Below are 10,973 nucleotides of genomic sequence, written 5' to 3' on the forward strand. Positions count from 1 at the left end.
CGGGTCTGATCACACCACCACGTCAATCTGATGTCGCCGCCGGGGTACGTGGTCTATGGTGACAACATGAAGTTTCTGCATTCCGCTGACTGGCAGCTGGGCAAACCCTACGGCCGATTTGAGCCGGACCTTCGCGCGGCGCTGACTGAGGCTCGCTTCGACGCGATCGACGCGCTTGGCCGGGCCGCTGTCGAGCACGGCGTCGGCCACGTTCTCGTCGCCGGCGACATCTTCGACACGGAGGGCCCCGAAGATCGCACCATTGTCCAGGCGGTGTCACGCATGGGGCGGTACGGTGTGAAGTGGTGGCTGCTCCCGGGCAATCATGATTTCGCTCGCAACGGCGGCTTGTGGGACCGTGTCCGCAAGCGAGCAGGCGAGGGAATAGTGATCCTCGCGGAGCCTGTGCCCCACCAAATGGAGCCCGGCGTCTGGTTGCTACCGGCCCCCTTGGTCCATCGGCATAACCTTGAGGATCCGACCGCGCAGTTCGATACAATGGCGACACCGGACGCCACACTGCGCATAGGGCTTGCTCATGGTTCGATCCGGGATTTCGGCAGTCAGGGCGAAACCAAGAACCAGATTGCGCCCGATCGAGCGCGGCGCTCAAGCCTCGCCTATCTCGCCCTTGGAGACTGGCACGGTACCCTGAAGATAGATGAGCGCACCTGGTATGCCGGCACGCCCGAAACGGACCGTTTTCAACGCGACGATCCCGGTCAGGCGCTGCTGATTGATCTCGCACCGGGCCGCGACCCCGAAGTGACCCCGATCCGCACTGGCCGCTACAAGTGGCTCCAGCGCGATTGGCTAGTCCATGATCGCGCAGCCTTTGACGGGGAATGTTCTCACCTCCTCGCCGAAGTAGATCCCGCGGCCACGCTGCTGCAGCTGACGATGTCCGGCATCACAAGCCTATCCGACAGGATCGGCATGCTCGGACATCTGGAGAACGACCTCCGCCATCGACTTCGCTTCCTCGATTTACGGGCAGATAGTCTGGTTGGGCGACCGACCGACGAGGACATGGCGACCCTAGCGGTAGAGGGGATGCTCGGCGCGGCAGCCGCCAAGCTCACGGCACGTATCGAGGGCGCGGGGCCTGACGCCACGCTTGCCAAGCGAGCGCTCGAAAGGCTCTTTGTTGAATACAGCCGGGAAGATCGCGCATGAGCCTGCGTCTTCGCCGCATCGCGATTGACGGCTTCCGCAAGTTCCGCACGCCGACAGTGATCGAGGGCCTTACCGACGGTCTCAACATCATCATCGAAGACAACGAAACCGGCAAATCGACGCTGCTGGAGGCCTTGCGCGCAGCCTTCTTCGTCCGCCACAATACCAAAAACCAGCTGGCACAATCCTATGCGCCGCATGGAGACGCGGTTGGGCCAAAGGTCGAGGTGTCTTTCGAAGTTGATGGCGCACCATGGTCGGTCTCGAAACGCTTCCTGCGCAGCGCAACCGTCGAATTGGTAGGGCCTCAGGGCCGGGCAACAGGCGAGGACGCCGAAGCCCGGCTCAATACTCTCTTGGGTTCAGTAAAGGACAACAGCCGCGGCGGAGACGTAGCAAGCTATGGGGCGCTTGGCCTTCTGTGGGTGGCACAGACCGAGGCTCTCGCCGTTTCTGCTCCTGGCCCGATCGTGCGCGATAGCGTGACATCAACGCTCGAGGCCGAGGTCGGCTCAATCATGGGTGGCTCGGCCTACAAGAAAGTGCGCGCGCGCGTTGAGGATCAATATAGCGCCTACTGGACACCGACAGGGCAGAAGAAGGGACGTCAGACCGAAGCTCGTGAGCGCTCTGATTCCGCTCAGGTTGCTGCGCAGCAGGCGTCGGAACGGCTTGCCTCACTCGAGCAGACGTTTGCGGAGTTGGAAGCGGCCCGGGCCAAGCTGAAGGTGATCGAACGCGACATCGCCGACGAAACGGACGCTGAAACCCGTCAGACCCTCGTGGCGTCGCTGGAGATCGCCCGCGCTGCGGTCCAGATCCTCGCGACCCGCCGCGCGGAGCAGGAGGCGGCGAACGCTAAGGTCAATGGCCTCGAGGAGCTGCAACGACGTCACGAGGCCGCGATCGAGGCTCGAGACAAAGCGCAGCAGGAGCTCAGACGTGCGCAGGAGCGTCGCAAAAGTGTCGCCGAACGATTGGTCGAGGGTCGAAAGCGCGTAACCGACGCCCGATCGACTCTCGAGGAGGCGCGACAATCCCGGCAAAGGGCAAAGGCTGCATTGAGTGCCGGCGAACAGGTGACCGCTGCGAGGAGGCGCAGCGAGGCGACCAAAGCAGCGCGCGCACGTCACGCCGACCTTCTCGAGCTGGAGGCTGAGCGCAGCAAAGCCAAGGCACTTGCGGATACTGCTATCCCGGCAAAGTCCATCGAGAAGCTCGAAACATTGGAACGCGATCTCGCCGAGGCGCGTGCGATCGTGAACGCCGGCGCCACGCGGGTAACCTTCAGCGGCCCACTCGGTGCTGTCCTGGTGGACGGAGAGCCTGTAACCGCGGGCGAACGCACGCTGGCTCGAGCGACAACTTTCAGCTTCGGCGAGGCCACGTTGATCGTAACTCCGCCGAGCAGCGCGGAAAGTGCCGACGAAGCTTTGGCCGCCGCCAAGCGACAGCTGAATGCCGCCCTTGAAGCGCTTGGCGTTGACGACGTCGCCGGCGCGCGCAGCCGGAACGACGCGGCACGCGACGCAGCTGCGGAGATCCGCACGCTGGACGCTCGTATACTGGCCGCCACCCCGGCCGACGCCGCCATAGATCTGGTGGCAGGCGCCGAGGCATTGAAGCTCTTCGTTTCCGGTTTGGGCGGTGCAGATGGACCAGTCCAAGAGGAGGTTCCTGATCTGGCTGCGCTCACGGAGGCGGTGGATACGGCCGAGGATGATTTCGCCAAGGCGGAAGGCGTTCAGCAAAGCGCCGTTGATGCGCTTCGCCGGATCGAGGAAGAAGATGCTCCGTTGGCGACAGCGGAGGCCGGCACGGCGAGCGACCTGTCCAATGCACTCGGTCAGATCGACGCGATTGAAGGACGCCCGGAATTTCTAACGCTCGAAGGAAATTTGGCACCGGCTCGGGAGCGAGCGGCCGAATGCGCAGTTAGGTTAGAAGAAGCGAAACGTAATGCGACTGCCCACGACCCGGCAGCGATCACCAGAAAGATCGAGACGCTTGATGCTCGCAACAGAACCGCAGCCGAGACCCGCAATCGGCTGCTGACCGAGATCGCGCGACTGGAGAACACGATAGAGATCGAAGGGGGAGCAGGCCTCGCTGACCGGGCCGCAGCCGCCCAAGAGGAAGCCGAAGCGGCGCGCGCCGCGTTCGAGCGCGTGACGGTCGAAGCCGATACGATCAAGCTGCTCCGCGATACGCTCGACGAGGCGTACAATGAGACCTCGGCTCAATTTGTCGGGCCTGTGGCGAAGCGCGCCAAGCGCCATATCGAACGTCTGCTGCCTGATTGTGAGCTACACTTCGCCGAGGATCTCGGGCTGGTCAGTGTTTCGAGAGGGGGCGTCAACGAGGATTGCGAGCATCTGTCGCGCGGGACGCAGGAACAGCTGGCTGTGCTCACCCGCATTGCATTTGCCGACATGCTGCTCGAGCAGGGCAAGCCGGTTTCGCTGATCCTTGACGATCCTCTGGTCTATTCCGACGATGGCCGCCTTGATGCGATGATCGAAATTCTGAGTGAAGCCGGAACCCGTATGCAGGTGATTTTGCTCACTTGTCGCGACCGCGCGTTCCGCCATGTGCCTGGCAACCGGATCATGTTGCCAACGACATAGCATCACGAATGATCTGCGTCGCCGGACTGGCATCGCTTGACCGCGCGAGGGGTGTGGCTCACTCTCACCGCAAGGGGGGCATTAGTGGCGCGGACGGCAGAATATTCGATCAAGGGCTACTTGTACCAGTTCCTCCGCTATCTATCGGAGATCCTGGCAGCTGACAAAGACACGAAGGTCACGATCGAGGGCGCGATCGAGGATATTGATGTTGCGGCGCCGGGATTTACGACTGCGGTGCAGTGCAAGTATCACGAGGCGGCTGACAAATTCACTTTGAGCAAGATCTACAAGCCGATCTTACTCATGCTCGAGCATTTCTCTCAGAACACGGCCGCCACCCCGGAAATCCGCTATCGGCTGTTCTGCCACTTCCCCGATCAATCGGGCAGCCGTTCGTTGACGAAGACTGAGCTCGAAGCGGTTCTCGCCACAGGCTCGGAGCCGATGCAAAAAATAATCAAACGCATCGCGAAGGGCGTCGACCATGACGTCTTCCTTGCCCGCTTCACGATTGAGTTCGGCCAAACCACCGACGATCTGCAGAAATCGGTGCTCGATACACTCAGGAGCAAGGGATTCACGGCCGAGGACGTCGACGCAATCATCTTCCCGAATGCGATTCAGCGGATCGTCGACACCGCTACTCAGTCCGCCATTGCCGACCGCACCGTTGACCCCGCAGCCTTTATCGAGGCCTTGCGCGACGTGCGTCGGCTCACGTTCACCCGCTGGACTCGCGCGCTCGCATCACGCGCGCAGATCGCCAGGCGGCTGCGCGAAGATCTCGCTCCCTCCCTTCAGCACAATGTTCGGCGCCGCACCTTCGTCATCGACCCGACCGCAATCGAGAAGTTCGACGAAGCGATCGTGGGCTTCGTCAAGGCCTTCGTCGAACGGTATTGCTGCAAGTACCTGCACGAATACCCACCACTGTTCCTAATCACCGGCAGCTACGACGTCGCCGGCCTGGCCACCCGCCTCCACGATGCCGGATTGTCAGTCGCGACCGGCATGGTCGGAAGCGCGTTCCGCGCCAAGGCGTTATTTAAGAAGCCGATGCGGCGGCGCACACCGCTCGAGATCGAATTCCGGCTTGGCCTCGCGCACCGGTCGCTCGTGACGGAAAGCCCGCCCCAGCGCCCGGACGAGCTGTTCCTGGTGAACGTCGCCGACGACGCATGGGCGGAGAAGGACGTCGCCGTTCATCGCTTCGAGATCGAGCGCCTGTCAGACCTCGAATATGTGCTCAAGCTAAGGACCAACTATGCCTGATCTTGGAGACCCTATCGGTAGCGTAACCGACAGCTCGCCCTCGATGGTGCGCATCGAAGTCAACAATGCGGAAGATTTCGAGAAGCACAAGGCGAAGCTCGGCGTCGGCCAGTATCTTCTGATCGCGTCGGGCAACAATCTGTACCTGCTCGCCACGATCATGGCGGTTCGTGCTTCCCACATCGATCGCGCGAAGCCCGAGGATGGAGACGGCGGAGGTGGGGAAGCGGACTCGATCGCCTTCCGTTTCCAGATCGACACGCAGCCGATTGGCACCCTGTCAGAGGAAAGTGACTTCACGCGCGGCACGCCCGCGCTCCCGGTACCGACCGAATATGCCTACGTGACACCGCCAGAGGTGCTGAGCGCGATCTTCTCCAAACACATTACGTCGCCCTTCTCCTTTGGGACACTCAGCGTCGCGCCCGACGTCAAGTTCGAGGTCGACGGCGATCGCTTCTTCAGCAAACACGTCGCGGTGGTCGGTTCGACGGGCTCGGGGAAATCCTGCGCCGTCGCCAAAATCCTACAGACTGTGGTCGGCATCGAGCAAAAGTCCAACGCCAACAAAGCTGCGCAGAAAAATGCACACATCGTCATCTTTGACATCCACGCGGAATATGCCGCCGCCTTCCGGCTCGCCGAGGCCGAGAACTTCACGCTCAACCTGCTCGACGTCGACACACTCCGGCTGCCCTACTGGCTGATGAACGCCCAGGAGCTCGAGGAGATGTTCATCGAGAGCCACGAAATCAATTCACACAACCAGGTGTCGCAGTTCCGGCATGCCGTCGTGCGCAACAAGTGCCGACACAATTCGGGGTTGGCGAACATCTCGTTCGATAGACCCGTTTATTTCTCAATCGACGAAGTCGTCACCTACCTCGAGAACATGAATGCTGAAGTGATTGGCAAGCTGCCAGGAGAGGGCAAGCCTAAGCTCGCCGACGAGACGTTGGTCTCCGATCGCGACAGCTGTTATTTCGATAAACTCCAGTCATTTGTCGTCGCCTCCACCGCGGCCGCGTCCAAGGCCAGCAACGGGCCCTTTCACGGTGAGTTCGACCGTCTCATCCTTCGCCTGCGGACCCGCCTTGCCGACCCGCGGCTCCGCTTTCTCTTCTACCCGGTCAAAGACGGCGGGAAACCACTCGAGACCGGCGACTTCGCCGACGTCGTACGCCAGTTCATCGGCTACTTGACCAAGTCGAACGTCTCGATCGTCGATCTGAGCGGCATTCCGTTCGAAGTGCTCAGCATCGTCGTCAGCCTGATCTCACGGATGATTTTCGACTTTGGCTTCCACTACTCCAAGAACCGGCATGTCGGGGGCCACGTAAGCGACGTGCCGATTATGGTGGTTTGCGAGGAGGCGCATAATTACGTGCCGCGGTCGGGCGGCGCACAATATGACTCCTCACGAAAATCGATCGAACGGATCGCCAAGGAGGGTCGCAAGTACGGTGTGACGCTCATGGTTGTGAGCCAGCGCCCTTCCGAGGTCTCCGAGACGATCTTCTCACAATGCTCAAATTTCATCTCGTTGCGTCTGACTAACGCCGTTGACCAGAGTTACATCAAGTCGCTGCTCCCGGACCTCTCGGCGGGAATTGGCGATCTTCTGCCCAACCTCGGTCAGGGCGAATTCCTCACCGTTGGCGATGCTCCGTTGATGCCCACGGTCGGGCGCTTCGCGCTTCCCGTTCCCGAGCCCCATTCGCGCAGCGTCAACTATCTCCAGGAATGGAACGCGGGATGGCGAGAGGTCAACTTCGACGATGTGATCGAGCGCTGGCGGGGCAAGGTCCTCGCCGCGACCGCCTGAGGCTTGCAGCTCACCGGTGTCCTCAACGGCCTATAATCGGCCCCGGGGTCCACGATTCCGGCGGAGGTCCGCGCCTGTCACGGTCTGCTCTTTACGTTCATCCATTCTCTCGGTCGGTGATCAGCTCCACAAAGCTGGCCATCACCCGCTTGGAACCGCGGTCGCCGAAATCGGCAACGATCTTGTCCCCTTCAATATGGGTTACGACCCCGTCACCGAACATCTTGTGCCTGACGCGCGCATCCAATGTCAGGAGGCCATCGGGCGTTGACGCCTGAGACGCCGAGGTAGGAAGCAGTTGTTCCGATAGTCGCGCGGGCGGGCGTCGTCGGCCGCGAGGCTCACCAATCGCTTCCCAGAAGTCGCAGCTGAAATTGTTGAGATGGCGATCGTTGCGGTCTGGTTTGGCCTCGTATCGTTTTGGTATCAACGACGCATCGCCCCCCGTCGTGAGATATTCTCGCACGGCGTCGAGTGCCAGCATACGAAGATGGTCCCACCGATCGAACAGCGTCGCCTCACGTTGCGCCTCCGCTTTCGCACGGCTCAGTTTCCGCGCCGGTTGGGGCACGGTGTAATCGCGACTCAAGTCGACATCGTGGAAGAACGCTATGGTCCCGAAATTCCATGGGTCTTCGGGTCTTCCGCGCCATCGATAGTGGACGTCGACCTCGACGCGATCGCTGAACCGGTACGGCGGTCTGATCTGATCGTCGATAAACAGGAGCTGCGTTTCGACCTGCTGTTTCTCCGCACGCTCTTTCGCCGAGTGAACCGCGTAAATCAGATCCTGGCCCGAATCCCAGGCGCGGCTCCAAGTCTCCTTTCGCTTCGGCGCAGCCTTGGCTTTCGTATGGGCGGCCAGGTCGCGCTCGAAGCGATTGAGGTGGTGCCCGATATTCTCGCCCGTCGCCGATAGGTGCAGGGAACGCAAAGCTGACGCTCCACCCTCGTCCAGCGCGTGCCTGACGCCCTCTCGAACAGCGTTGGTGTCGATCGCCGTTATGGCGGCAATCTCGTGGTCCGACAGATACAGCCTACCCATTCCCAATCTCTTCCCGGTCTGCGACCTCACAAATTATTTCGACGAAGCAAAGGGCGGCGGCAAGGGACAAAGCGCTGTCATCGCTCAGCTCGCGACCCCCCACAGCGCGTTGGGAGACGGTAAAGGTCTGCGAGGACGAAAGCCTCATGAAGTTCGGCGCTGTGCTGGTGGGAATGAATCACCCTACCGCATGAAGTCCGCCATTGATCGCAAAAGTTCGCGATCGAAACCGGGTTGCTAACCGGGTTGCCGTCCCCGAGCGGGGAAATTTCCCAATAATTTCAACGCGGAATGGCGGAGTGGGAGGGATTCGAACCCTCTTTGTGATTTGTGCGCAAAAAGTGCCGGGTGGCGTCTTCCCTATGCGGGCGTCCTCCGGCTGTTTCAGGTATGTACGGGGCAATGAGCAAAATCGAAGATGCTCTTCTAATATCCGGACGATAGCGCCGTCTGGATTGAATCAGATCATGTCGCAATCGTTCCGCAGCAGGAGCGCTCGATCTAGTTCCAACACGATACGCTACTACGGATTATGCTGGAGATGGGCTTCGTGTGGACCCGCCGTGGACCCGCAGGATTCGACGGCGTCAAAACGGACCCGTGCCTTGACAATAAAGCACTGATTTAATCAGAAAAACTGGAGCGGGCGAAGGGATTCGAACCCTCGACCCCAACCTTGGCAACCCGATCTGAGCCGTTACGCCAGGATTCGCCATTCTACGATTTTCTACCCTTTTTCAAATGGATATTGCCATCTCAGCTACGACGCAGTAACCTCCGATTTGCCATGAAACGACCGATTTTTATTACGTCCTTATTACTTTTCGGTTTTTCAGGGCTCGCGTAATAAAATGGAGGAGGCGCGCATGGCGCAGGCCAAGCTCAACAAGCGAACGGTCGATGCTCTCACCCCGCCCAAGGCGGGTCAGGTGTTCATCTGGGATACCGAGATCAAAGGGTTCGGGGTCCGCATAGGACAGACCGGCACCAAGACCTTCGTCATCCAATATATGAACAAGGAAGGCCGCATCAGGCGCGTTAAGATCGGTCGCTTCGGCGTCATTACGGTGGATCAAGCGCGCGATCTGGCCAAGATCAAGCTTGGCGAGGTTGCTTCCGGCGAAGACCCTGCCGAAGAGGCACGCCGTGTGCGCAAGGAGATGACCGTCACTGAACTGTGCGATTGGTATCTGGCGGAGGCCCGGGCCGGCAGGATTCTGGGCCGCAAGAACCGTCCGATCAAGGAATCCTCGCTGGCGATGGATGAAAGCCGGATCAAGACACATATCAAGCCCCTGATCGGCAAGCGCATAGCCCGGCATCTGACAATTGCCGACGTCGAGGCAATGCAGGACGACGTCAAAAATCATAAGACGCAGAAGAGCCGCAGCGGCGGGCGTGGTGGTAAGGCGACCGGTGGTCCCGGCGTTGCTGCGCGCTGCCTCGGAACGATCCAGGCGATCCTGGGCCATGCCAGGCATAAGGGGTTGCTTTCCGAACACCCCACCAAAGGCGCCAAGAAGCTGGCAGGCAATAAGAAAACCCGTCGGCTCAGCGTTGCAGAGATCGAAACGCTGGGCAAGGCGATGGTCTATGCCGAGCAGCAGGGCGTTAGTCCGACCGGGATTTCGGTGATCAAATTGTTGCTCCTGACTGGATATCGCCGTGAAGAAGGCCAAGCCATGGAGCGCGCATGGGTAAACCCGATGGGCGGCTTTGTCGCCTTCCCCGACACCAAAACCGGCGGGCAAATCCGGGCGATCGGACCAGAAGCAATCAAGGTGATCGTGGCGCAGCCACAGGTTGCAGGCAATCCCCATGTTTTCCCGGCCACGACAGGCGACGGCCCCTTCACGGCGGCCAGTGCCTGCCTGCAACGTATCTGCGGATTTGCAGGCATAGTGGGCGTTACACCCCACACCTTGCGGCACACTTTCGCCAGCATTGCTGCCGAACTTGGCTTTTCTGAACTGACGATCCGCGCGATGCTGGGTCACGCATCACAGAATGTGACGCAGGACTATATTCACGTCGATGAAGCCCTGAAACTGGCCGTGCGACGCACGTCAGATGAAATCGCCAAGCTGCTGGCACAAGGTGCCGCCAAGCTTGACCGCCTGCGACTGGTCGCCTGATGGCCGACGCTAGACATATGGTAACGTATATGTTACTTGAAAGGCTATGAGTTGATAGTTCAGGAATATATCCGCAAGGACGGTTCCTGTCCGTTCCGGTCATGGTTCGACGGTCTGGATCCACAGGCCTCCGCTAAGGTGGCCACAGCCATAGTGCGGTTGGAGTTGGGTAACGCCTCGAATGTCAAATGGATCGGCGGCGGCCTGGGAGAATATCGGATCGACTGGGGACCAGGCTATCGACTCTATCTCGCCAAGGAAGGGGATGAACTTATCATCCTGTTCGTAGGTGGGACGAAGAAGCGGCAGCAGTCGGACATCGATCAGGCGGGGGTGCTGCTGAACGAGTACAAGGTCCGCAAAGCGACCGACAAAAAAGGCAGGAAGTAGCGAGATGGCGCTGACCCGAGATTTCAAGGAAACGGTGAAGGAACGCGCCACGCGCGACCCAGCCTTCGCCAAGGCCATGCTCGATGAGGCGGCAACTGCTTTCCTTAACGGCGAACCGCATGTCGCGCGGCTCATCCTGCGTGATCTGGTCAACGCTTCGGTTGGCTTTGAGGCACTGGCAGAGGAGACCAGACATCCAAGCAAAAGCCTGCACCGGATGCTGTCTGAAAAGGGAAATCCAAGCATGGATAATTTGGCGGCAATTTTCGGGGCTGTTCGAAAGCGACTTGGCGTGGCATTCGAAGCGCATGCCGTGGAGGCCGCTTGAACCGCCCCAGGGTTTGCCGTAAGGCCGTTTGGCTGAAGCGAACGGCGACGGCCGTCCACCAACAGCGCTTGCACCGGTGCCATCTCGAAATATCAGCCGATCACCGCAAGGCGGCCCTCACCGGCGCGATACGACAATTTAGCGGCAATTTTCGGAGCAGTCCGCAAGCGCC

At 60.3% G+C, this 10,973-nt stretch carries 8 protein-coding genes; 7 read left to right on the forward strand and 1 reads right to left on the reverse strand.

Annotated elements, in window-relative coordinates:
• The first annotated feature begins 66 nt into the window (after nt 1-66).
• The 4 genes from K9B33_RS11300 to K9B33_RS11315 all read left to right on the forward strand — a co-directional run bounded on the left by K9B33_RS11300 (nt 67) and on the right by K9B33_RS11315 (nt 6,903).
• Nucleotides 67-1,176 (forward strand): exonuclease SbcCD subunit D, encoded by a 1,110-nt coding sequence (locus tag K9B33_RS11300; RefSeq protein ID WP_224548813.1) that lies wholly within the window; start codon nt 67-69, stop codon nt 1,174-1,176.
• A complete protein-coding gene (locus K9B33_RS11305; protein WP_224548814.1) occupies nt 1,173-3,803 on the forward strand; it encodes an AAA family ATPase in 2,631 nt (876 codons plus the stop codon). Before K9B33_RS11300 ends, K9B33_RS11305 begins: the two co-directional genes overlap by 4 nt.
• Before the next feature lie 84 nt (nt 3,804-3,887).
• Entirely contained in the window at nt 3,888-5,078 is a 1,191-nt protein-coding gene (locus tag K9B33_RS11310) for a hypothetical protein (RefSeq protein ID WP_224548815.1), read from the forward strand.
• Complete coding sequence (locus K9B33_RS11315) at nt 5,071-6,903, forward strand: ATP-binding protein (protein WP_224548816.1); 1,833 nt, start codon at nt 5,071-5,073, stop codon at nt 6,901-6,903. Before K9B33_RS11310 ends, K9B33_RS11315 begins: the two co-directional genes overlap by 8 nt.
• Nucleotides 6,904-7,000: 97 nt before the next feature.
• Here K9B33_RS11315 and K9B33_RS11320 read toward each other — a convergent pair whose 3' ends face one another.
• Complete coding sequence (locus K9B33_RS11320; protein ID WP_224548817.1) at nt 7,001-7,948, reverse strand: hypothetical protein; 948 nt, start codon at nt 7,946-7,948, stop codon at nt 7,001-7,003.
• A gap of 866 nt (nt 7,949-8,814) precedes the next feature.
• On the opposite strand from K9B33_RS11320, the gene K9B33_RS11325 reads away from it, so the two are divergent.
• Genes K9B33_RS11325 through K9B33_RS11335 form a run of 3 tightly spaced genes read left to right on the forward strand, consistent with a single transcriptional unit; the run spans nt 8,815 to nt 10,801 of the window.
• Complete coding sequence (locus K9B33_RS11325; protein WP_224548819.1) at nt 8,815-10,083, forward strand: tyrosine-type recombinase/integrase; 1,269 nt, start codon at nt 8,815-8,817, stop codon at nt 10,081-10,083.
• 36 nt (nt 10,084-10,119) lie between these two features.
• Nucleotides 10,120-10,473 (forward strand): type II toxin-antitoxin system RelE/ParE family toxin, encoded by a 354-nt coding sequence (locus tag K9B33_RS11330; protein ID WP_318011114.1) that lies wholly within the window; start codon nt 10,120-10,122, stop codon nt 10,471-10,473.
• A gap of 4 nt (nt 10,474-10,477) precedes the next feature.
• On the forward strand, nt 10,478-10,801 hold the full coding sequence (locus tag K9B33_RS11335; protein ID WP_224548821.1) for a DNA-binding protein: 324 nt from the start codon (nt 10,478-10,480) through the stop codon (nt 10,799-10,801).
• Nucleotides 10,802-10,973: the final 172 nt, after the last annotated feature.

Origin of the sequence: Sphingobium sp. 3R8, assembly GCF_020166615.1 — a bacterium.
In the GTDB taxonomy this organism is placed as follows: Bacteria; Pseudomonadota; Alphaproteobacteria; order Sphingomonadales; family Sphingomonadaceae; genus Sphingobium; species Sphingobium bisphenolicum.

Bases quoted from the DNA above. Each gene is read 5' to 3' on its own strand.
- K9B33_RS11300 (WP_224548813.1), top strand. From the start codon at position 67: ATGAAGTTTCTGCATTCCGCTGACTGGCAGCTGGGCAAACCCTACGGC.
- K9B33_RS11305 (WP_224548814.1), top strand. From the start codon at position 1,173: ATGAGCCTGCGTCTTCGCCGCATCGCGATTGACGGCTTCCGCAAGTTC.
- K9B33_RS11315 (WP_224548816.1), top strand. From the start codon at position 5,071: ATGCCTGATCTTGGAGACCCTATCGGTAGCGTAACCGACAGCTCGCCC.
- K9B33_RS11320 (WP_224548817.1), bottom strand. From the start codon at position 7,948: ATGGGTAGGCTGTATCTGTCGGACCACGAGATTGCCGCCATAACGGCG.
- K9B33_RS11325 (WP_224548819.1), top strand. From the start codon at position 8,815: ATGGCGCAGGCCAAGCTCAACAAGCGAACGGTCGATGCTCTCACCCCG.
- K9B33_RS11335 (WP_224548821.1), top strand. From the start codon at position 10,478: ATGGCGCTGACCCGAGATTTCAAGGAAACGGTGAAGGAACGCGCCACG.